Raw genomic sequence first — 22,237 nt, forward strand, 5'->3', positions numbered from 1 at the left:
GCAGCAGGCACTGGGTGAGAAGGTCGACGGTTCGACCCTGCGGGACGTGGAGCCTGCCGCGCTGTCGGCCACGAAGGTCCGCGTGTTCAACGCCAACGGCGAGCACGGCCAGGCGGCGCAGGTGGCCGCACAGCTCAGCGACTACGGGTTCGCGAGCGCGCCCGACGTCCAGGCGGGCAACGACCCGGTCTACGTAGACCAGAACATGCAGTGCCAGGGGCAGCTGCGATTCGGACCCAACGGCGCCGCCGCCGCGAGCGCACTCTGGCTGGTGGCCCCGTGTGCCGAACTCATCCAGGACACCCGCACCGACGACACGGTCGACCTCGCGCTCGGCACCTACTTCCGCAAGATCTCGCCGAACACCGACGCCGAAGAGGTCCTGCGGTCCCTGAAGGATCCGCCGCCCGGAAGCCAGCCCGCCCCCCTCGACATCGACCTGTTGAAGGCGGCGCGCACCGCCCGCTGCTGACCGGCGGTCACCGTTCCGGGATCGGGGCGTCCACCCCGATCCCGGCGAACAGCGCGTCCAGGGCGTCGGCGATGCCGGGGGCCGCGGCCACCACCACTTCGCCGTCCGCGCTCGACGTCTGCGGGGAAGGGATGCGTACGCGGGCCCCCGCCTCGGTCGCGATCAGCGACCCCGCGGCCCAGTCCCACGGGCTCAGCCCGTGTTCGAAATGAGCGTCGACACGACCGGCCGCAACCATGCACAGATCGAGGGCCGCCGAACCGATCCGGCGGATGTCGCGCACCCTCGGCAGGATGTCCGCGATGAGGGCGCCCTGTGCCTTGCGCCGCGCCGCGCCGTACCCGAATCCGGTGGCGAGCAACGCCATCGACACGTCGGTGACCGGGTTGCACCGGAGGTCGCTCACCCGCCCGTCCGCGTCGGTGAGGGTCGCCCCGCCGCCACGTGCCGCCGCGTAGGTCGATCGGGCCGCCACGTCGACCACGGCCCCGGCGACGGACACGCCGTCGATCTGGGCGGCCACGGAGACCGCGTACGCGGGGACGCCGTACAGAAAGTTCACGGTGCCGTCGATCGGATCCACGATCCACCGCACCTCGGCGACGGAATCCTCCTCTCCCCCACCTTCTTCGCCGAGGATCGCGTCGTCGGGGCGAAGCTCCGCGAGCCGGTCGCGGATGACCTGCTCGCTCTCGGTGTCGACCACCGTGACCGGGTCGGTCGGGGTGCTCTTCGACGCGACGGAATCGCCGGATCCCGCTCGCTTGCCGACGATTCCGAAGACCTCGGGCCGTCGCGCCCGGACGTGGGCGGCGGCCTCCTCGGCCACCGCCACGGCGACCTCGAGTAGTCGCCTGGGATCGGTGCCGACGTGGCCTGGTGCGGACTCTGAACTCTGGGGTGCATGCACCCACCCATCGGAACACACTTTCGCTGCCTCACACCACCGCTGACGTTTCGCACAGCTGGTGTCATCGCCCACCGAACACGCGTCGACACACTAGTGTGACGGGCAGCAGAACTGCGCCGGAGAACACGTCGTCGTCGACACGAAGGAGCACACGCCATGACCAAAACGGGGTTCGGTGTCGACGTCGGAGGCAGTGGCGTCAAGGGTGGCGTCGTGGATCTCGAGACGGGCCAGCTGGTCGGGGACCGGATCAAGCTCCTCACTCCCCAGCCGTCCACCCCGGAAGCGGTCGCGGAGACCGTCGCCGAGATCATCCGCCAGGCGGAATGGGACGGACCGGTCGGTATCACGCTGCCGAGCGTCGTCACCGGCGGTGTGGCGCGATCGGCCGCCAACATCGACAAGAAGTGGATCGGGACGGACGCCCGCGCGCTGTTCTCCGACGCACTCGGCGGCCGGCTCGTCACCGTCCTCAACGACGCGGATGCGGCGGGGATAGCGGAGGACGCGCTCGGCGCCGGCAAAGACGCGAAGGGTGTCGTCATCCTCCTCACGTTCGGCACCGGCATCGGCTCGGCGATCCTCCACGACGGCGTCCTGCTTCCCAACACCGAGTTCGGGCACATGGAGGTGGACGGCAAGGAAGCCGAGCATCGGGCGGCGTCCTCGGTCAAGGAGAAGAAGGATCTGTCGTACAAGGAATGGGCCGGCGAGGTGAGCCGTGTCCTCACCCGGTTCGAGAACCTACTGTGGCCGGATCTGTTCATCGCCGGCGGCGGAATCAGCCGGAAGAACGAGAAGTGGATCCCGCATCTGACCAACAGGACACCCGTCGTACCTGCTGCGCTCCTGAATACGGCGGGCATCGTCGGTGCTGCGCTCGCAATGGAAACGGGCATCGCTCCGTAACTAATTCGGATGGGTCGTTACAATGGAAGAGCCCGGCTGCGCGCCGGCGAAACCAGTAGACCTCTCCGCCGGATGACCACTCTGGCGTGACGCCGCACGACACCGTCACGAAAGGGCGTACGTGGCAGCCACCGATACACGTCAGACTGCTGATTCGACTTCGGAGTCAGGACCGGAAGCACCAGTCGGAGCGGCAGCCACCGGCACTGCTCCGGCAGCCGAGGAAGCTCCCGCGAAGAAGCCGGCGGCCAAGAAGGCTCCCGCCAAGAAGGCAGCAGCGAAGAAGGCTCCCGCCAAGAAGGCGGCAGCGAAGAAGGCGGGCGGCAAGAAGGCCACGGCCGGTAAGGGCGCGGACGGCGAGGACGTCGACGAAGACTCCGCCGACATGGAGGACATCGACATCACCGAGGGCGACCTCGCCGAGGTCGAGTCCGACGTCGTCGAGGTCGTCGCAGTCGGCGAGGACGAGGAGACCGAGGAGCCGTCCGAGAAGGACAAGGCCTCCGGCGACTTCGTGTGGGACGAGGAGGAGTCCGAAGCGCTCCGCCAGGCCCGCAAGGACGCCGAACTGACCGCGTCCGCCGACTCGGTCCGCGCCTACCTGAAGCAGATAGGCAAGGTCGCCCTCCTCAACGCCGAAGAGGAGGTCGAGCTCGCCAAGCGGATCGAGGCCGGGCTCTACGCGACCCAGATCATGCAGGAGCTGTCCGATTCCGGAGAGAAGCTCCCCGCCGCCCAGCGCCGGGACATGAGCTGGATCTGCCGCGACGGCAACCGCGCCAAGAACCACCTCCTCGAGGCGAACCTCCGCCTCGTCGTGTCGCTGGCCAAGCGCTACACCGGCCGCGGCATGGCGTTCCTCGACCTGATCCAGGAAGGCAACCTGGGCCTCATCCGTGCCGTCGAGAAGTTCGACTACACCAAGGGCTACAAGTTCTCGACCTACGCCACGTGGTGGATCCGTCAGGCCATCACCCGCGCGATGGCCGACCAGGCCCGCACCATCCGCATCCCGGTGCACATGGTGGAGGTCATCAACAAGCTCGGCCGCATCCAGCGTGAACTCCTGCAGGACCTGGGCCGTGAGCCCACTCCCGAAGAGCTCGCCAAGGAAATGGACATCACGCCCGAGAAGGTGCTGGAGATCCAGCAGTACGCTCGTGAGCCCATCTCCCTCGACCAGACGATCGGCGACGAGGGCGACAGCCAGCTCGGCGACTTCATCGAGGACTCCGAGGCCGTCGTGGCCGTCGACGCCGTGTCGTTCACCCTCCTGCAGGATCAGCTGCAGTCGGTGCTGGAGACGCTCTCCGAGCGTGAAGCGGGCGTCGTGCGCCTGCGCTTCGGCCTGACCGACGGACAGCCCCGCACCCTCGACGAGATCGGACAGGTCTACGGGGTCACGCGTGAGCGCATCCGTCAGATCGAGTCCAAGACCATGTCGAAGCTGCGCCACCCGTCCCGGTCGCAGGTGCTGCGCGACTACCTGGACTGACGAACACACCTCGATGCCCCCGGACTCCGAGCGAGTCCGGGGGCATCGTCGTGTGCGCCCGCGGCATCCGCCTACGGCCCGCTACGCGCTGGTGCGGACCCGGATCCAGGCCCCTGCCACCGGTTCGACCACCCGTGCCGCCACCGGGCCGATGACGGCCATCAGAAGGACATACGCGGTGGCGAGTGCCACGAGTTCGCTCTCCACCGCTCCGGCCGACAATGCCAGGCCTGCGATGACGATGGAGAACTCGCCGCGCGCGATCAGCGCGACCCCCGCCCGGGCCCGGCCCAGCCGCCCGACGCCCTGCTGTTTCGCCGCCCAGGCGCCGGTGACCATCTTCGTCAGCGCGGTGACGACGGCGAGCAGGACGGCCCAGCCGAGAACCGGTGGAATCGCCCGGGGGTCGGTGTTGAGTCCGAACACCACGAAGAACATCGCGGCGAACAGATCGCGGAGCGGTTCGAGGACGCGGCTCGCGTTGTGGGCGGTCGTACCGGAGATCGCGATTCCCAGGAGGAACGCCCCCACGGCGGCCGAGACCTGCATCGCCGAGCTGATCCCCGCGACGAGGAGCGCGGCGCCGAGCAGTTTCAGGAGCAGCGTCTCGCTGTCCGGGCTGTCCAGCAGGGCGGACACGTAGCGGCCGTACCGCAGGGCGATCACGAGGACGACCGAGATGACGACGAGGGAGATGCCCACCGCCTCGAGTCCACCGGCGAAACTGACGCCGGCGAGCAGAGCCGTCAGAATGGGCAGGTAGACGGCCATCGCGAGATCCTCGAACACGAGAATCGAGAGCACGACCGGCGTTTCGCGGTTACCGAGCCGACCCAGGTCGCTCAGCACCTTCGCGATGATGCCCGACGACGAAATGTAGGTGACGCCGGCCATCACGACCGCGCCGGTGGGTCCCCACCCCAGCATCAGTGCTACGACCGCTCCGGGCGCGGCGTTGAGGACAGCGTCCACGACCCCGGCCATCCACGACCGTCGCAACCCGGTGACGAGTTCCGACGCCGTGTATTCCAGCCCCAGCAGAAGCAGGAGAAGAACCACGCCGATCTCGGCCGCCAGGTGGCTGAACTCGCTGATGTCGCCGAGATTGACGAATCCGCCGCTGCCGAAGCAGAGTCCGCCGAGGAGATAGAACGGGATCGGCGACATGCCGAACTGAGCTGCCAGACGGCCCAGCAATCCGAGCGCGAAGAACACCGCGCCCAATTCGATGAGCGCGAGCGTGGTGGTGTTCACGGGACCGTCAGCCGTTGGCCAGAAGCTTGGCTGACGCGTCCAGTCCGTCTGTGGTTCCGACGGCGACCAGGAGGTCGCCGGAGGTGAGCAGGAAATCGGGCTTCGGTGACGGGTACACCTGACCGGCCCGCATGACCGCGACGATCGAGACTCCGGTGCGGGTGCGCATCGCCGTGTCGCCGAGCGGGCGGCCGTCGAACCGGGAGTCCTCCTTGATGTAGAGCTGCTTGGTGCGGATTCCGGGCAGGTCCCGGTGCTCCTCCTCCAGCTGCGCCACCAGTTGCGGTGCTCCCAGCAGGTTGCTGAGGACTGCCGCCTCCTCGGTGGTGAGCGGCACGGACGCAGCGCACGCATCGAGATCGTCGGCCTTCGAGACGATCAGATCGGTGCGACCGTCGCGGTGGGTGATGACACCGATGCGGCGACCGGCGGCGAGTTCGAAGTCCTTACGCACCCCGATACCCGGTAGTGGCGTCACTTCAACGTTCATGCCTCCACGGTAGACCGATCGGTGTGACCAACCGCGGAAGGCTCGCGTCAGTGCCGGGCCGGGAACATTCCGTCGGCGTCGGGGCGGTAATCCTCGACCGCGGTGACCGCCGTGACGGGCAGCGTCCCGTACAGGTGTGGGAACAGCATCGACGCCGGATCCGCCGGCACGCCCGGCTCCCACCTCACCGGCGCACCGAGCGCGGCGGGGTCGAGCCTCAGCAGGACGAGGTCCGTACGCCCGGCGAACAACCTGTTGGCGGGCAGATGCACCTGGGCCGGCGTCGAGAGGTGCACGAAACCGTCCGCGGCGAACGTCGCGGGCACTCGACTGCCTTCGCGTTCCGCGGTGCGCCATTCCTCGCGGCTGCAGATGTGGACCAGCTGGTCTTCGGATTTCACACGGTGAGACTAGCGTCACGCCCCGGAACGAATCAGCTGTCAGCGAACTCGGACCGCGCGGTCTGTTCACATCTGCGCTCGTCACGTCCCTGACTGGGCGTTTCCGGCGGGTTTCGTGTGTGATGCAACACTGAGAAACGCCGATGGGAACAACGCGTAAACCCCAAACGTCTGACAGAGTAGATCCACCGCGCCACCCCCGACGCGGCGGACCAAGGCCCCAGGCACTCGGCGTCAGTCGAAGCCAGTACGGAGGAGTCATGCCCGGAACACTGACCAGCCCCCCGTTGACCGCAGCCGACCGGTGCGACCGGTGCGGTGCGGGAGCCCGCGTTCGCGCGGTACTTCCGACCGGAGGAGAGTTGCTCTTCTGCGGTCACCACGCCAACGAGCACGCAGACCGCCTTCGCGAGATGAACGCCACGATCGTGTCCGAAGCCGAAGCTGCAATCTGATACGTCAGCCGGGTGACCCGTCCCAGGCTCACCTATTCAGCAAAGAGACCGGCGAGTGCGATGCACTCGCCGGTCTCTCTTTACGTTCGCGTCACCGAGTGACGGCGGTCACCACTGTCGCAGGGTGGAGATCCGCTCGGTGAGCTGCTCGACGGTGGCGATCGCCGTGGGCGGGCCCCCGCAGACGCGACGCAGTTCGCCGTGGATGGTGCCGTGCGGCTTGCCCGTCCGGTGGTGGTGCATCGCGACGAGACTGTTCAGTTCCCGACGCAGCTGCGCGAGCTGTCCGGCGGCGGCCACCCGGTCCGCGACCTGGGGCACGGGCGTGTGCACGGGCGCGGGGGCGGGCTCCTGCTTGTCCAGCTGCTCCGACTGACGCTGACGGAGCAGCGCGCGCATCTGATCGGCGTCGAGCAGTCCGGGCAGACCCAGGTAGTCGGCCTCCTCGTCGGAGCCCGAGAACGTGGCCGTCCCGAAGGACGACCCGTCGTAGATCACCTGGTCGAGCTCGGCATCCGCGCCGAGCGAGGTGAACGCCTTCTCCTCCTCGCCGAGCTCGTCCTTCTGCTTGTTCGCGTCGGCGAGAAGATCGTCGTCGAAGCCGTCCTTCTCCCGATGGGGCTTGCCGAGCACGTGGTCGCGCTGCGCCTCGAGCTGGCTGGCCAGGTCGAGCAGCACCGGAACCGACGGGAGGAACACGCTCGCGGTCTCGCCCTTGCGACGGGACCGCACGAAACGCCCGATCGCCTGCGCGAAATAGAGCGGGGTGGACGCACTGGTCGCGTACACACCGACGGCCAGGCGGGGAACGTCGACGCCTTCCGACACCATGCGGACGGCGACCATCCACTTCTGGGTGCTCGCCCCGAACTCGGCGATCCGCTTGGACGCCGTGGGGTCGTCGGAGAGCACCACGACCGGATCTTCCCCGGTGACCGCCTTCAGGGTCTGCGCGTACGCACGGGCCACGGTCTGGTCGGTGGCGATCACGAGACCCCCGGCGTCGGGCATGCCGCCCGTGCGCAGCTGGCCGAGCCGGGTGTCTGCGGCGTGCAGGACCGCGGGAATCCAGTCGCCCGACGGATCCAGGGCCGTTCGCCACGCCCGGGCCGTCTGCTCCGCGCTGAGCGGCTCACCGAGTCGCGCAGAGAACTCCTCGCCCGCGTTGTTCCGCCAGCGTGCCTCGCCGGAGTAGGCGAGGAACACGACGGGCCGGACGACGCCGTCCGCGAGGGCGTCCGAGTACCCGTAGGAGTGATCCGCCTTCGAACGCATCAGACCCTCGCGATCGGGTTCGTATGTCACGAACGGGATCGCACTGTCGTCGCTGCGGAACGGCGTACCGGTCAGGGCGAGGCGGCGGGTGGCGTCACCGAACGCCTCCCGGATGGCGTCACCCCAGCTCTTCGCGTCGCCACCGTGGTGGATCTCGTCGAGGATGACCAGCGTGCGGCGGCTCTCGGTGCGGACCCGGTGCTTGAACGGGTGGGAGGCGACCTGCGCGTACGTCACCACGACACCCTGGTAGTCGCTGGACGTCTGTCCCGTCGAGTTCGAGAAGTACGAGTCCAGCGCGATGCCGTTGCGCGCAGCCGACTCGGCCCACTGGTGCTTGAGGTGCTCGGTCGGTGCGACCACGGTCACCTGATCGACGGTGCGGTCGCGCAGCAACTCCGACGCGACCCGCAGCGCGAACGTGGTCTTACCGGCGCCCGGCGTCGCGACCGCGAGGAAGTCCTGCGGTCCGGTCGACAGATACTTCGTCAGCGCACGACGCTGCCAGGCGCGCAGTGATCCTGCGGGTCTGGCAGGTTCTGTCTGTGCGAGGTAGGCCTCGGTGCCCACGATCTGCGCTGCCTCGGTTTCCATTCTCGGCGCCGACTGGGAGCCCACTGTCTCAGCACTCACGGGCTGCCCTCCGCTGGCATGGCACTGTTTGCTCGCACTCCTCGGTATTCGATCGACATGTCCGGGTCCAGACCCGAAGGCGCTGTCCGTCAAGGAGCCTAGCGTCCGGATCCGACGCGGACCGCATTCGCGACATCCGATAGTGACAGATTTGTCGCGACACGAGGACAGCAGCGGTGGGCAACCGGGCGTGTCCTCAGGGATGCTGGAAACATCATGACCGAAACACCCTCGACAACGCCGCAGAGTGGCGGTGACCCACCCCGGTCCGGGTGGCATCCGCTACGTCGTGCACTGAGCGTGATCGGTCGCACAGCGAGCAAGGCCTGGGACGATTCGATCTTCGGAAAGGCGGCCACGGCGGCGTTCTGGCAGACACTGTCGCTGCCTCCGCTCCTGCTGGGGCTCCTCGGAATGCTCGGCTACGTCGGCGGCTGGTTCGGACCCGACACCGTCGACATCATCCAGTCGAAGATCATCAACTTCAGCGGGACGGTGTTCAGCGACAGCGTCGTCGAACAGATCATCCGCCCCACCGTCGGCGACGTACTCGAACGTGGGCGCCCCGAGATCGTGTCACTGAGCTTCCTGCTGTCCCTGTGGGCCGGCTCCTCCGCCATTTCCACGTTCGTGGACTCGATCGTCGAGGCCCACGGCCAGCAGGAGGCGCGGCACCCGGTGTGGCAGCGCGTGTTCGCACTGCTGCTCTACGTGATGTTCCTGATCCTCGCCGTGTTCACCCTGCCGCTGGTCGCGCTGGGGCCGACGCTCGTCGGCAGAGTGCTCCCGGAGGCGTGGCGCACGATCGGGACGGAGATCGTCGACACGTTCTACTACCCCGGCGTGGGCCTGTTGCTCATCGTGGGCCTGACGACGCTGTACAAGGTGGCACTGCCCCGGTCGCTGCCCTGGCACCGGCTGCTCGGCGGCGCGCTCGTGGCGGGGGTGTTCTTCCTCGGCGCGAGCACCTGCCTGCGCCGCTACCTCTCCTGGGTGGCCGGAACCGGATACACGTACGGGGCGCTGGCCACGCCGATCGCGTTCCTGCTGTTCACGTTCTTCCTGGGTTTCGCGGTGGTGCTCGGCGCCGAGTTCAACGCCACCGTCCAGGAGTTCTGGCCCGCCCGTGCCACCCGCATCGACCAGATGCGGGATTGGATCGCCGCACAGGCCGAGAGTTCGCCGTCGACGGGTCCGGTGACCAGCCTCACACGTCGCATCGCCACCGGTCCGATCAAGGTCGTCGGCGACCGTGCCCGTCCGGATGCGGGCGAGCCGGAGCCCGGGAACGACGACGAGCCCGACGGCCCGGTACGAGAACCTCCCGAGCCACCGGGTGTGCGACGAGCGCCGGTGAAGCCTCAGTCGCCCTTGCGTAATCCTTCGTAGATCTTCTTGCAGTCGGGGCAGACCGGCGATCCCGGCTTCGCGGACTTCGTCACCGGAAACACTTCGCCGCACAACGCGACGACGTGAGTGCCCATGACGGCGCTCTCCGCGATCTTGTTCTTCTTGACGTAGTGGAAGAATTTGGGAGTGTCGTCATCGGTCGACTCGTCGGTGGTGACGTCGGGCCGTTCCTTGGTTTGAGTGCTCACCCCTCAATAATGCCGCAACCGGCCGACGAACCCACCCCCTGTGTGCATTTGCCGCCCGACAGTGGAACAGTGGAGTCATGGCACGAAGTGCAGGGTTCGGTGGGTCCCACGACGCCGGCTCCCCGAGCAATCCGGTTCTCATCACCGAGGCGGCGCGATCCATCGAGGATCAACATCGCGCCCGTGTCCGCAAGTACCTGCTCATCATGTCCTTCCGGTTCCCCGCGCTGATCTTCGCGGCGGTGGCGTACGGCATCTGGGAGAACCCGTGGATCTCGATGGCGATCATCGGTGTGTCGATCCCGCTGCCGTGGATCGCGGTTCTCATCGCCAACGACCGCCCGCCGCGCACCAAGGACGAGCCCAGCCGGTACGACCACCGCGAGTCGCCGTCCACCGCGCTGCCCGCGCCGCCGCACCACACGATCGAGGGCTGACACAGTCGGGCGTGCTGCAACAATGCACGGGTGAACCGTGACGAGCTGCTGTCGATCTGCCCCTCTCTGCGTGCGGCCCTCCGCCGCAACCGGTACGACACGGACACCCTGCTCGATGCGCTGGGCCCCGAGGTCCATGCGGCGCTGAGCCGCAACGAGCCGGTCCCGGTACGCCGGGCCAGCGCGGCCTGCGGCGAACTCGGCACCCTGATCCGCCTGTTCCTTCTCACCGACGACTGTCCCGTCAGCGAGGTGGCCGCGGCGCTGTCCCCGCTGCCGGTCGAAGACGCCGTGGCGGCCGGCCTGCTCGAATCCGACGGCGACGTCGTCCGGGCAGCCCTCGACCTTCGTCCGATGGACATCGGCGGGGGCAACCGCTGGGTGCTCTCCGACCTCGACGGCTCACTCCGCCCCCGCGAGACCCCCGTCGACCACGTCATCGGCGTCGGGCACGCGTCGCTGTCGCTGCTGCAGGCCACCCCGACCGCGCCGGTCGGGACGCTGCTCGACGTCGGGACCGGTTGCGGCATCCAGGCCCTGCACGGCGCGTCCTACGCCGACTCGGTCACGGCCACGGACCTGAACGTCCGTGCCGTCGATCTGGCGGCCGTCACGGCGGCACTCAACGAGGAAGAGATGGAACTGCTCGCCGGGTCGTGGTTCGATCCGGTCGAGGGCCGCACGTTCGATCAGGTCGTGGCCAATCCGCCGTTCGTCGTCAGCCGCGCCCGGGTGGGTCACACCTACCGCGACTCCGGACTCGACCTCGACGGCGCGAGTGAGCTGATGATCTCCCGCGTGGCCGACTATCTCGCGCCCGGCGGCACGGCGGCGCTGCTGGCGTCCTGGATCCACGTCGAGGGCGAGGACTGGCGCGCCCGGGTGGCCTCCTGGCTTCCCGCCCACGGGATCGATGCGTGGGTGGTGCAGCGGGATGTCGCGGACCCGGCCCTGTACGTCGGCACCTGGATGCGGGACGGCGGCCTCGACACCCGGGACCCGGCCACCGCGACCATTGCCGAGGACTGGCTGGATCACCTCGCGAGCGCCAACGTCGAGGGGGTCGGCTTCGGGTTCGTCTACCTGCGCCGGACCGACGCACCCACCGATCTGATGGCGGAGGATCTCACCCACGGCTTCAGCGACCCCTTGGGCGCGGAGGCGCTCGCGTACTTCGAGCGGGTGGCGTGGCTGCGCGACCACGACGTGCTCACCGCGCGTTTCCGTGTCGAGGAGAGCACCGCCCTGGAGCGGGTGTTCCTGCCCGGCGACGAGGGATGGAACCAGGTGGTCGCCCGGCTGCACCGGGGGAACGGCCCGGCGTGGCAGCACGAGGTCGACGATCTCGTCGCCTCGCTCGTCGCGGGCATGCGCGGTGACGGCCTCGTGCTGGGCGAACTGATCGAGCTTCTCGCCGCCGCCCACGGCGTCGACGCCGAGGAACTCGCGCAGTCGGCCGTGCCGCTCGTGCACGCTCTCGTCCGGCACGGACTCGTGCTTCCCGCGTAGCCGCCGGGTTCCCGATCCGTGGCCCTTATACGTGTTCTCAGCAACTTCTCAGGACTGAATCGAGGAACCCGCAGGTCACAGCGCCTTCACAAATTACCGGCCGGGAACTTTCCCAGGCCTTCGGTGCGTTGATCCATATGAGACACCACCGATGAGGAGGCAAGTCATGACAAGCCCCAGCACCACTACTCGCATTCGCCCCAGCGCTGCCGATCTGGACGCCCAGAGCCCCGCTGCCGACCTGGTCCGCGTCTACCTGAACGGAATCGGCCGCACAGCTCTGCTGACGGCCGCAGACGAGGTAGAACTGTCCAAGCGAATCGAGGCTGGGCTGTACGCCGCGCACATCCTGGAGACCGGGAAGCGACTCTCTCCCGCCAAGAAGCGGGACCTCGCGACGGTCGTCCGTGAAGGACAGTCAGCCCGCGCACACCTCCTCGAGGCCAACCTGCGGCTCGTCGTCTCACTCGCCAAGCGGTACACCGGACGCGGCATGCCCCTGCTGGACCTCATCCAGGAGGGCAACCTGGGTCTGATCCGCGCGATGGAGAAGTTCGACTACGCGAAGGGGTTCAAGTTCTCGACGTACGCCACCTGGTGGATTCGTCAGGCGATCACCCGCGGCATGGCCGACCAGAGCCGGACGATCCGGCTCCCAGTGCACCTCGTGGAGCAGGTCAACAAGCTGGCCCGTATCAAGCGTGAGCTGCATCAGCAGCTCGGGCGTGAGGCGACGGACGACGAGCTGGCCGAGGAGTCGGGCATCCCGGCGCACAAGATCGCGGATCTCCTCGACCACAGCCGCGACCCGGTGAGCCTCGACATGCCGGTCGGCAACGACGAGGAAGCTCCCCTGGGCGACTTCATCGAGGATTCCGAGGCCACGTCGGCGGAGAACGCCGTGATCGCCGGTCTTCTGCACAGCGACGTGCGCAGCGTGCTGGCCACCCTCGACGAGCGTGAGCAGCAGGTCATCCGGCTGCGTTACGGTCTCGACGACGGTCAGCCGCGCACTCTCGACCAGATCGGCAAGCTCTTCGGGCTCTCCCGCGAGCGGGTCCGCCAGATCGAGCGCGAAGTGATGGGCAAGCTGCGTCAGGGCGACCGCGCCGAGCGGTTGCGCTCCTACGCCAGCTGACGAGAACCTCCCACCGGAATCAGCGCCGGTGCCGGTCGTACGCGACCGGCACCGGCGTTGCGCTGTCTGCGAGGCGGGGTGACCGGTCAGCGCAGGCGTCGGGGCCCGAGGTCGGCGACGCTGGGCTCCGGGCCGATCCGCACACGCGAATCGGTGATCTGCGCGCCCTCGGCCGATGCGAGCACGGGTTCGCAGGCCAGTTCCCGCACCTCCGGGAGGTCGTCCGCGAGAGCCGAGATCCGCTGCACGAGGTCGACGAGAGCCGATTTGTTCACCGGGACCGCGCTGCGGTAGCCGGACAGCAGCGGTGCGGCTTTCGGTGCGTCGATCAGTTCCGTTGCGGCGTCCTCGGTGAGGGGCAGGACCCGGTAGGCGCGGTCGCCGAGGAGGTCGGAGATCACGCCGGCGAGTCCGAACGAGATGAGCGAACCGAACGACGGGTCGTCCTGGACGCCCACCACACAGCCGATTCCCTTCGTGGCCATCCGCTGCACGTGGAGTAGCGGTTCACCGGACGCGGCGGCGAGGTCGCGGTAGGCCCAGCGGACCGAATCGGGCCCGACCAGATCGAGGCGGACGCCACCGAGGTCCGGCCGGTGCCGCCACTGCTCCCCCGTCGCCTTCACCGCGACCGGGTACCCCAATTCCTCGGCGGCCTGCACGGCCTCGTCTTCGGTGGTGGCGGAACGGAATTCCACGACATTCACGCCGTAGCACGCGAGGAGTTGCGATGCCTCGAAGTCCGACAGCCAGCGTCCGGACGACGTCCCCAGCCAGCCGTCGACCATCGTTTTCGCCCGCTCCGGATCGATCCCATTGGGGCGCACCACTTTCGAGGACGGTTTGCTCTTCCACGCCGAGTACCGCCAGGCGCGGGCCAGTGCCAGCGCCGCACGTTCCGGACCGGGATAGGAGGGAACCGAACCGCGCGTCGGGTGCCCGTCCTCACCCCGGACCGCCAGGACGTCGGGCACACCCTCCGCCGCGAGGAACGTCGTGAGGACGGGTTTGTCGGCGTCCCGCACCGCCTCCCGCAGCGCCTGGGCATAGGGTTCGACGGGAACGGCGACCGGTGGTACGAACACGGCGATCACCGAATCGACGTCGAAGGACGTGAGCGCTGTCCGCACGGCCGCCGCGAACTCCTCGGGACCGGCCTGCGGACCGAGGTCGACGGGGTCGCCGACCTGCAGACCCTCACTGCGTGCCGCGTCCGCGGCGAGCACACCGAGGGCGGTGGAGTTCCCGACCACGGCGAGCCGGGGTCCCGCGGGCAGCGGCTGATATCCGAACAGCAGCGCACAGTCGAACAGCTGGGAGATCGACCCGACCTGCACGACACCGGCCTGCTCGAAGAGGGCGCGGACGATCGAATCGTCCATCTCGCCACCGCTGGCCGCCAATGCGGGCGGGACGGCGTGCCTGCCGCTCTTGACCGCGACGATCGGCTTGTTCCGTGCCACCCGGCGCGCGATGCGCGAGAACTTGCGGGGGTTGCCGAAGCTCTCCAGGTACAGCAGCACCACCTCGGTGGCCGGATCCGAATCCCAGTACTGCAGGAGGTCGTTGCCGGAGACGTCGGCGCGGTTTCCCGCGGAGACGAAGGCGGACAATCCGATTCGGCTCCGCGCGGCCTCGTCGAGGATCGCGATGCCGAGCGCGCCGGACTGGCAGAAGAATCCGACGTTGCCCGGGCTGGGCAGCACCGGTGCGAGGGTGGCGTTCAACGAGACCTCGCTGTCGTTGTTGGCCACACCGAGCGCGTTGGGACCGATCAGCCGCATCCCGTGCGCTCGGGCGGCGTGGACGAGGCGACGTTCGGACTGCCGTCCGTCCATCCCGGTTTCACTGAATCCCGACGACACGACGACGAGTGCCTTGACCCCCTTGTCCAGGCAGTCGTCGAGGACGGCGTTGATCGACTCGGCGGGTACCGCGACGACGGCGAGATCCACCTCGTCGGGGATGTCGCGAACCGACGGGTACGCCCGCACTCCGTGGACCGAACGGTGCTCGGCGTTGACCGGGTACACCGGGCCGGTGAATCCCGCCCGCAGCAGGTTGGTCAGCACGGCGTTGCCGACCTTCGCCCGGTCGGTGGACGCACCGATCACCGCGACCGACCGCGGACTGAGCACGTTGCGCATGCTGCGCGCCTCGGCGGCCCGCTCGCGGGAATTGCGCACGGACACCATCGCTTCGGTGGGGTCGATCGCGAACTCGAGCTTGAGTACTCCGCCCTCGAAGCTGCGGCTCACCTGATATCCCGCCTCGCGGAACACCGTCACCATGTTCCGGTTCTCGGCGAGAACCTCGGCGACGAACATCGTCAGGCCGTTCTCCGCGGCCGCCGCGGCGAGATGCTCGAGCAGGATGGGCCCGAGTCCGCGGCCCTGATGCGCGTCGGCGACGACGAACGCCACCTCCGCGGACTTGCCGTCCCCCTCGCCGATGAGCCGCTCGTACCGGCCGACGGCGATGATCTCGTCCCCGAGCAGCACCACGAACGCCACCCGGTCGTGGTGATCGACCGTGGTGAAATGAACGATGTCCCGTTGCGACATGGTCGGGTAGGGGCCGAAATACCGCAGATAGCGGGTGCGTTCGGAAAGCTTCGAGTGGAACGCGACGAGTTTGTCCGCGTCCTCCGGCACGATCGGCCGTAACGCCACCGCTCCGCCGTCCGCCGCCAGCACGTCGGCGACCCAGTGCCGCGGGTAGTTGTGCGCGGCGTCGGGTTTCCCCTTCGCCTCGGTCGTGACCGCCGCCCCGGCGCCGCCCGACGTCTCCGCGCTCGCCGACGTCTGGATGCCGTCGGTGGTCTCGCTGCCGTCCGTCGGCTCAGTCACGGGGATCCTCCGGGTCGAGTCCGAGTAGCGGGAAGCAGGCGCGGCGAGTGGCGATGACGGCCGAGTCGATCCGCGTCAGGGCGCGATCGACCGAGGGGATCCCGGTTTCCGGTGTGCCACCGGGACCGTCCCAGGGCCGGTAGTCGACCTCGCCGCCGTCGCCCATCGTGTCCGGCAGGTCCACGCTGGGTGCGAGCGCGTGCGCCCGCTCCTGCCAGGCCTCGGGTACGGCACGGCGCGTGTCGATCTCGCGGTCGAGCGCGGCGGCGATGAGGTGGGTCCACGCGCGCGGGACGACGCGGACGAGGCCGTAACCGCCGCCGCCGACGGCGAGCCAGCGTCCTTCGGCGTAGCGGTCGGCGAGATCACGCATCGCGAGGAACGCGGCCCGCTGGCCGTCGACCGTCAGGGCGAGGTCGGCCAGCGGATCCTCGCGGTGGCTGTCGACACCGCACTGGCTGATCACGATCTGGGGCCGGAACGACGCGAGTGCACCCGGGACGACGGCGTGGAAACCGCGCAGCCACAACGCATCGACGGTGCCGGGCAGCACAGGGAGGTTGACGGCGGTGCCCTCCCCCGATCCCTCACCGACCTCGCTCGACCACCCTGTGTTGGGCCAGAGCGTCGCCGGATGCTGGTGGAGCGAGATCGTCAGGACGCGGGGGTCGTGCGCGAACGCGTGCTGCACCCCGTCCCCGTGGTGCGCGTCGACGTCGATGTAGGCGATCCGGTCGAAACCGTGGTCCAGCAGCCAGGAGATCGCAATGGCGACATCGTTGTACACACAGAAGCCGGAGGCCCAGTCGGGCATCGCGTGGTGCATGCCACCGCCGATACTCACCGCGCGGCGTGTGCGTCCCGCTGCGATCTCCTGCGCCGCGGCGAGGGAACCGCCCGCGAGGATCGCGCTCGCCTCGTGCATCTGGGGGAAGACCGGATTGTCCTCGGTGCCGAGCCCGTGCGGGGCGTCCGCACCGAGCACACCCGACGTCGCCGAGTGCCCGGCCTGCTTGACTGCTTCGACGTACGCGGGAGTGTGGATCCGCAACAGGTCTGCGTCCGAGGCGGCGTCGGGCCGCAACAGTTCGACGCCCTCCAGAATCCCGAGGCTGCGGGCGAGCGACATGGTCAGCTCGAGCCGGGTGGGATTCATCGGGTGGTCCGCACTCCACCGATAACTGAGATAGTCCGGACTCCACACGACTGCACGGTGCGATACCAGTGCAGCCGAATCCTCCCCGGAACTGAACGACGCGGTCATGAACTCACGCTACTGGTCCCCCGCGGAGGGTGCGAGCAGACCCCGGCACGACCGGCACCGACGCGCTGCGGGGACGGACGGCGCCGGTGGCGGGCAATCACCGGTAGAATCAACCGAGACGAAGGGGTGTGAGTGTGAAGGATCTGGTCGACACCACGGAGATGTACCTCCGGACGATCTATGACTTGGAAGAAGAGGGCGTCGTCCCACTTCGAGCACGTATTGCCGAACGACTCGAGCAGAGCGGTCCCACGGTCAGCCAGACCGTTGCCCGGATGGAGCGTGACGGTCTCCTCCTGGTCGCCGGTGACCGCCACCTGGAACTGACGGAGAAGGGCCGCGAACTCGCGGTGTCGGTGATGCGCAAGCACCGCCTCGCCGAACGACTGCTGGTCGACGTCATCGGCCTCAAGTGGGAAGAGGTCCATGCGGAGGCGTGCCGCTGGGAGCACGTCATGAGCGAGGAAGTCGAGCGGCGCCTGGTGGAGGTGCTCAACAACCCAACTACTTCGCCGTACGGCAACCCTATTCCCGGGCTCGCGCTGCTCGGGCTGGACCGCCCGGTCGACGCCCCCGAGACGCTCATCCGGCTTACGGACGTGCCGCCCGGCAAGCCGACCGCTGTCGTCGTCCGGCGCCTCGCGGAGCACGTGCAGTCCGATCCGGACGTCATCGGGCAGCTGCGCGAGGCGGGCGTCGTCCCGGACGCGCGCGTCACCGTCGAGACCAAGCCCGGTTCGGTCACCATCACGGTGCCCGGCCACAGCGGGTTCGATCTGTCCGAGGAGATGGCACACGCCGTCCAGGTGAAGCAGGTACAGGGATAGTCGATGAAACTTCTGGTCACCGGCGGCGCCGGCTACGTCGGCAGCGTCTGCAGCACGGTCCTGCTCGAACGCGGACACGAGGTCGTCATCATCGACGACCTTTCCACGGGTAACGCCGACGCGGTGCCGCTCGGTGCCGAGTTCGTCGAGGGCGACGTCGCGGAGGTGGTGTCGGACGTGCTCGGCACGAGCGGCACACCCCGCTTCGACGGCGTCCTGCACTTCGCGGCGCAGTCGCTCGTCGGCGAGTCCGTCCAGTACCCGGAGAAGTACTGGCGCGGCAACGTCGTCACCACGCTCGAACTTCTGGAGGCCATGCGGCATTCGGGGACACGGAAACTCGTGTTCTCGTCGACCGCCGCGACATACGGCGAGCCGGAGCACTCGCCAATCACGGAGGCCGATCCGACCCGTCCCACCAATCCGTACGGGGCGACGAAACTCGCGATCGACCATGCCATCACGTCGTACTCGGTGGCTCATTCGCTCGCAGCGACCAGCCTGCGGTACTTCAACGTCGCGGGAGCGTACAAGTCGGCCGGCGAGAACCGGGTCGTCGAAACGCATTTGATTCCTCTCGTGCTCCAGGTGGCGCTCGGTCAGCGGGAGAAGATCTCGATCTTCGGAACCGACTGGCCGACTCCGGACGGAACGGCGATCCGCGACTACATCCACGTGCTCGACCTCGCCGAGGCGCACGTGTTGGCACTGGAGTCGTCGATCGAGGGAAGGCACCGCATCTACAATCTCGGCAGCGGTGCGGGTTTCAGTGTGCGCGAAGTCATCTCGGCGTGCGCTCGGGTCACCGGGCTCCCCATTGCGGTCGAGGACGCACCACGCCGGGCCGGTGATCCCGCCGTGCTGGTGGCGTCGAGTGATCGTGCGATCGCGGAGCTCGGGTGGCGGCCGGAGCACACCGACCTCGACGAAATCGTCGCCGACGCCTGGGCATACCTGCAGGAGCTGGGCGACCGGTCGCACGCGGCACGTCGGTGACGCCGACTCGGTCCGCGATTCAGCGGGGCAGCACGACACCTATCGCTTCGGCTCGCTCGTAACCGACGTCGGCCAGGCCCCGCACCTCGGTCGGCCGGAGTCCTGAGTGCGGTGCACCGTTTAGCAGGGTGGCCAACGCGATGCCGGCGAACGGCCCGTCGCCAAGAAGGTAGGCGCAGTATCCGAGCAGCGCCGCCGGGTTCGCGCGCTCCGGGCCCGGGAGGTTGCGGCGACGAGAATCCACAATTGACCGCGAACTCCTTGCAGTCAGCCGAATCGACGCCTATCTGGGCATGCCCGCATCGGAGTGTGCGGGAGCGAACGCCGGAGACGGTGAAGCAGTGTATTGCCGGGTGTCGGGCTCGACAGGGCATGTGCCATCGCTAGCCAATCAGGAACAGATATTGCGGACGGCGATACTGGTGAGATCTATCGGGTCTACAAGGATCGCGGTTCGGTCTGCAGGAGCGGCGGGCGGGGCGCGGGGCGGATTCTTGACGACGCGGCCGAGGGTCGGTTCGCGGTGGTGCGGGTGGTGTGGGCGAGATCGATTGCCCCGGTCGGACGGTCGGTCCGCCTGCGGACTCCCTCCGAGGCTAAATGTCGGAGGTCGGCGTTACAGTCGAGATCTTGGGACCGGGGCGACAAATCGCTGGTGAAGGAGTTGATGGATGATGTCATGGCGTCGCTGGCATCGTTGTCCGGCCGGTTCTATCAGCTGCGGTCGAAACAGTATCAACACCGGCTTCGGGGCGGCGCCGCCGCACGGCTGGAACGGTGTACCCGGTGAGCATCTCGGATTGCGGGTCATCTCGGAAAGTGGAGGCGCTCGTCGATCACGACTTGTGCCCGGTAACGGGGGCAACGAAACTCGGCCTTGGGATGGGTAAGATGGGTGCCGCGATACGCGCCCACGAGGCGAGGCGGGTGGACGAGGAATATCCGAACCTGATCCGGAGCGAGCCGGACTTCAGGCACCTCGAATCCGAACAGCGCCGCCGCTGTACCGAAATCGAGATGCGTACAGTCCGCTACGTCGCTTTCCGTGCGGTGAATGACCTTTCCCGGGGGCCATCGGCGGACGATCTCTCCGGCGGAGAGCTGTCCGCCTTGCGGGTTGCGGGAGTTGATCCCGGCGATCACAGCACCTGGCCGCTACACACCTCCGGATGCCAAGGCACCCGCACAAAATTCGGAATTCCTTGCTGCGGCCGCGACTACTGCCGTCAGCTGGGCGCGACCCGGTTCGTTCGACTGTGCTTCGTTCCTGATCGACCAGCATGACCGGGCCGGGATCGACCGCGCCGCGGCAGTTCGCGTTCACCACACGCGCACACATGGCGGTCGACGACGCGACCGGTGAGCCGATCGGCCTCGACGACGTCGACACCCGGGTCGGGTGGCTCCTCGACCTGATCACCGCGGCTGGCGCCGAGTTGGTGTCACGCCTGTGGCAGCCGGCGACGTTCGATGTGCTCGCCACTGGCCTGGACCGCCACGATCGCAGACTGCCCGCACAAGGCCATGTCGCCGCGGCCCGCCTCGGCTGGAACCCGCGCTATCCGGACGGAATCTACGTGCCGTCCAGGGTGGGCAGGGTGGTGACGGCGCACGTTGTGGCGACCCTACGGACCCTGACATTCCGGGACACCGCTATCGCGGCACTGTCGGCCCGATTCGATCCAGCCACCGGGGCTGTGGCACCGTCGACCGAGTCGGCGGACTACGTGCCGCCGGGCTTCGTCCGAGGCGTGCAACGTCAACTCGCCGCACACGCCCGCCGCAGCGGCGCGGCACCGGCCGACCGGTTGCGGATCACCGACGTCCAGGGCCCGCCACAGACGAGCGCGATGGCCCAGCTGTCGGCCGCCGACCGGCAACTCGCACAGATCACCATGACAAAACGTGAACTGGTGTTGACGGTGAAGCTGCCCACCAGTCCCGCCCCGGCGGGGCGGGCGCAGTGGCGGCGGGTGCGGCTGACCGCCGCCATCCCCGCGCACCTGCACGGCCGGGCGGTCACCGACTGGCATCTGCCGACCCTGGTCCTCGACCGCCGGGGCCTGCTCTGGCGGTGCGCCGCGACCGAACTCGTCCCCGTAAACGACCCGAAATCGGCCACCGTCGCGGTCGGGGTCGATTGGTCTCCGTCCACGCTGGGTGCGGCCGCGATCGCAGCCGAGGGCCCAAGCGGGTTGTCCTCGGACTATCGGGGCTGGACCTACGACGACCGCGGGCTCGGAATCAAACTGGGGCGCCTGCAGGCCGAGGGGCAGATGCTGCACCGTAAGGCGGCCCGGTTGACCCGGCTGGCCGCCACCGCCCCACCTGAGGTCCGCGCCCTGCTGGAGGAGAAGATCGCCGTCCTGAACGAGCATCGCGAGGCGGTGGGCGTCAAGAGAGGGAGGATCAACCGGGAACTGGCGTTCCACTTCGCCCGCCAGGTCACCGACTACGCCGCCGCCGCGGATGCGGAGATGATCGCGGTGGAGGATCTGACCACTCTCGAGACTCGGGACCACGGGCGGGTCAACAACAACCGGGCCGCGCAGTCCGCCCGCCGACGAGCGGTCGCCGCGCTCGCGCACACCGCCGCCGGTGTCGGCGTCCCGGTGGTCTCGGTGCCCGCCCGGGGATCCTCCGCACAGTGTCCGGGCTGCGACAAACCACTTGCACGCCCCGGCGGCTACCACACCGCGTGGTGTCCCCGCTGCCAGGTCGGCGGCAACCGCGACCACCTCGCGGGGGTGAACCTGGCCAAACGCGCGCTGCTCGGCAGAAACAAGGTCACCCGTCGGCGCGGACGACTACCCGCGATCCGGGTGGCCGAACACGCGCCGGTGCGGCCATCGCGCGACAAGAACGGTCCCACTCCGAGCAGGCCACGGCACCGACGGGTTCGCCGCAGCCTGCCCACCGTCACACGGCTGTTGGGGGTGAATCCGAAACAGCATGTTCCTGCACCACAAGCGTCGGTGTGGGACACGGTCAAACCCACACCACCGCACGGTGATGCGGGTAGCCGTGACACACGTCCATCTCCAACGCCCACACCAGTGGCAGACAGTATGAGATAGCCGTAGACGCTGAACCATTCGCGGCCGGCGCTGCCGGCGCCGTTCTCCGCCGTGACGAACACGTCGAGAAGTTCGGTCGGTGTGCAGTCAGGAGCTCTTCGAATTCTTCGACGATCGCGGACAGCTTGTCCAGGGAGATCGCGGCCGGGTCGTGTCTCATGACGGCTCCGACCGACGGGTTGCGCTCCCCGGACAGGCGCACCGCCACGATCGAGCGGCGGGCCGGAATCCGAGCAGTGCGGGAACCG

General features: G+C 68.4%; 20 protein-coding genes and 1 pseudogene. 11 read left to right on the forward strand and 10 right to left on the reverse strand.

Annotated elements, in window-relative coordinates:
* On the forward strand, positions 1-472 hold a 472-nt coding region (gene cei, locus G9373_RS31295), incomplete at its 5' end, for an envelope integrity protein Cei (RefSeq protein ID WP_167118663.1).
* Positions 473-479: 7 nt separating this feature from the next.
* On the opposite strand, the gene G9373_RS31300 is transcribed toward cei, so the two are convergent.
* Positions 480-1,382, reverse strand: a complete 903-nt coding sequence (locus G9373_RS31300) for an inositol monophosphatase family protein (protein WP_050998577.1) — start codon at positions 1,380-1,382, stop codon at positions 480-482.
* Positions 1,383-1,538: 156 nt separating this feature from the next.
* On the opposite strand from G9373_RS31300, the gene ppgK reads away from it, so the two are divergent.
* Both ppgK and G9373_RS31310 read left to right on the forward strand, forming a co-directional pair.
* Positions 1,539-2,291: a polyphosphate--glucose phosphotransferase gene (gene ppgK / locus G9373_RS31305; protein WP_005569766.1), complete on the forward strand. Its 753-nt coding sequence runs from the start codon at positions 1,539-1,541 to the stop codon at positions 2,289-2,291.
* A 121-nt stretch (positions 2,292-2,412) separates the two neighbouring features.
* Positions 2,413-3,786 (forward strand): RNA polymerase sigma factor, encoded by a 1,374-nt coding sequence (locus G9373_RS31310; RefSeq protein ID WP_005569767.1) that lies wholly within the window; start codon positions 2,413-2,415, stop codon positions 3,784-3,786.
* 81 nt (positions 3,787-3,867) lie between these two features.
* On the opposite strand, the gene G9373_RS31315 is transcribed toward G9373_RS31310, so the two are convergent.
* The 3 genes from G9373_RS31315 to G9373_RS31325 are packed head-to-tail and all read right to left on the reverse strand — an operon-like array spanning position 3,868 to position 5,931.
* A complete protein-coding gene (locus tag G9373_RS31315; protein ID WP_005261095.1) occupies positions 3,868-5,040 on the reverse strand; it encodes a cation:proton antiporter in 1,173 nt (390 codons plus the stop codon).
* 7 nt (positions 5,041-5,047) lie between these two features.
* On the reverse strand, positions 5,048-5,530 hold the full coding sequence (locus G9373_RS31320) for a cation:proton antiporter regulatory subunit (protein WP_005569768.1): 483 nt from the start codon (positions 5,528-5,530) through the stop codon (positions 5,048-5,050).
* A 47-nt stretch (positions 5,531-5,577) separates the two neighbouring features.
* Entirely contained in the window at positions 5,578-5,931 is a 354-nt protein-coding gene (locus G9373_RS31325; RefSeq protein WP_005261097.1) for a DUF952 domain-containing protein, read from the reverse strand.
* Between the two features lie 260 nt (positions 5,932-6,191).
* Between G9373_RS31325 and G9373_RS31330 the strand changes: the two genes are divergently transcribed.
* Entirely contained in the window at positions 6,192-6,386 is a 195-nt protein-coding gene (locus G9373_RS31330; RefSeq protein WP_005240831.1) for a hypothetical protein, read from the forward strand.
* A gap of 108 nt (positions 6,387-6,494) precedes the next feature.
* On the opposite strand, the gene G9373_RS31335 is transcribed toward G9373_RS31330, so the two are convergent.
* Positions 6,495-8,255, reverse strand: a complete 1,761-nt coding sequence (locus tag G9373_RS31335) for a DEAD/DEAH box helicase (protein WP_054246693.1) — start codon at positions 8,253-8,255, stop codon at positions 6,495-6,497.
* A 255-nt stretch (positions 8,256-8,510) separates the two neighbouring features.
* Between G9373_RS31335 and G9373_RS31340 the strand changes: the two genes are divergently transcribed.
* Entirely contained in the window at positions 8,511-9,683 is a 1,173-nt protein-coding gene (locus tag G9373_RS31340) for a YihY/virulence factor BrkB family protein (RefSeq protein ID WP_039950704.1), read from the forward strand.
* Here G9373_RS31340 and G9373_RS31345 read toward each other — a convergent pair.
* Entirely contained in the window at positions 9,656-9,892 is a 237-nt protein-coding gene (locus tag G9373_RS31345; RefSeq protein WP_005240826.1) for a DUF3039 domain-containing protein, read from the reverse strand. The genes G9373_RS31340 and G9373_RS31345 overlap by 28 nt on opposite strands.
* 77 nt (positions 9,893-9,969) lie before the next feature.
* Between G9373_RS31345 and G9373_RS31350 the strand changes: the two genes are divergently transcribed.
* The 3 genes from G9373_RS31350 to G9373_RS31360 all read left to right on the forward strand — a co-directional run bounded on the left by G9373_RS31350 (position 9,970) and on the right by G9373_RS31360 (position 12,976).
* Positions 9,970-10,329 (forward strand): DUF3099 domain-containing protein, encoded by a 360-nt coding sequence (locus G9373_RS31350; RefSeq protein ID WP_005261100.1) that lies wholly within the window; start codon positions 9,970-9,972, stop codon positions 10,327-10,329.
* A 30-nt stretch (positions 10,330-10,359) separates the two neighbouring features.
* On the forward strand, positions 10,360-11,838 hold the full coding sequence (locus G9373_RS31355) for a methyltransferase (RefSeq protein WP_133986580.1): 1,479 nt from the start codon (positions 10,360-10,362) through the stop codon (positions 11,836-11,838).
* Between the two features lie 166 nt (positions 11,839-12,004).
* Entirely contained in the window at positions 12,005-12,976 is a 972-nt protein-coding gene (locus tag G9373_RS31360) for a sigma-70 family RNA polymerase sigma factor (RefSeq protein ID WP_005261102.1), read from the forward strand.
* An 86-nt stretch (positions 12,977-13,062) separates the two neighbouring features.
* Here G9373_RS31360 and G9373_RS31365 read toward each other — a convergent pair whose 3' ends face one another.
* Both G9373_RS31365 and G9373_RS31370 read right to left on the reverse strand, forming a co-directional pair.
* A complete protein-coding gene (locus G9373_RS31365) occupies positions 13,063-15,825 on the reverse strand; it encodes a bifunctional GNAT family N-acetyltransferase/acetate--CoA ligase family protein (RefSeq protein WP_133986579.1) in 2,763 nt (920 codons plus the stop codon).
* Positions 15,818-17,089: an acetoin utilization protein AcuC gene (locus tag G9373_RS31370; protein ID WP_005261104.1), complete on the reverse strand. Its 1,272-nt coding sequence runs from the start codon at positions 17,087-17,089 to the stop codon at positions 15,818-15,820. The genes G9373_RS31365 and G9373_RS31370 overlap by 8 nt, the downstream gene beginning before the upstream one ends.
* A 134-nt stretch (positions 17,090-17,223) precedes the next feature.
* Here G9373_RS31370 and G9373_RS31375 point away from each other — a divergent pair, with 134 nt between their 5' ends.
* Both G9373_RS31375 and galE read left to right on the forward strand, forming a co-directional pair.
* Positions 17,224-17,916, forward strand: coding sequence for a metal-dependent transcriptional regulator (locus G9373_RS31375; RefSeq protein ID WP_005240804.1), 693 nt, complete (start codon positions 17,224-17,226; stop codon positions 17,914-17,916).
* Between the two features lie 3 nt (positions 17,917-17,919).
* Positions 17,920-18,912, forward strand: a complete 993-nt coding sequence (gene galE / locus G9373_RS31380; protein WP_005261105.1) for a UDP-glucose 4-epimerase GalE — start codon at positions 17,920-17,922, stop codon at positions 18,910-18,912.
* A 19-nt stretch (positions 18,913-18,931) separates the two neighbouring features.
* Here the strand turns inward: galE and G9373_RS31385 are convergent.
* Positions 18,932-19,141: pseudogene (locus tag G9373_RS31385) on the reverse strand (DUF4192 family protein); the annotation flags it as partial.
* A gap of 578 nt (positions 19,142-19,719) precedes the next feature.
* Positions 19,720-20,055: a hypothetical protein gene (locus tag G9373_RS31390; RefSeq protein WP_120659225.1), complete on the reverse strand. Its 336-nt coding sequence runs from the start codon at positions 20,053-20,055 to the stop codon at positions 19,720-19,722.
* A 137-nt stretch (positions 20,056-20,192) separates the two neighbouring features.
* Here G9373_RS31390 and G9373_RS31395 point away from each other — a divergent pair, with 137 nt between their 5' ends.
* Positions 20,193-21,989, forward strand: a complete 1,797-nt coding sequence (locus G9373_RS31395) for a zinc ribbon domain-containing protein (protein WP_133986577.1) — start codon at positions 20,193-20,195, stop codon at positions 21,987-21,989.
* Positions 21,990-22,237 lie beyond the last annotated feature (248 nt).

Source organism: Rhodococcus sp. A14, assembly GCF_011603105.1.
GTDB lineage: Bacteria > Actinomycetota > Actinomycetes > Mycobacteriales > Mycobacteriaceae > Rhodococcus_F > Rhodococcus_F opacus.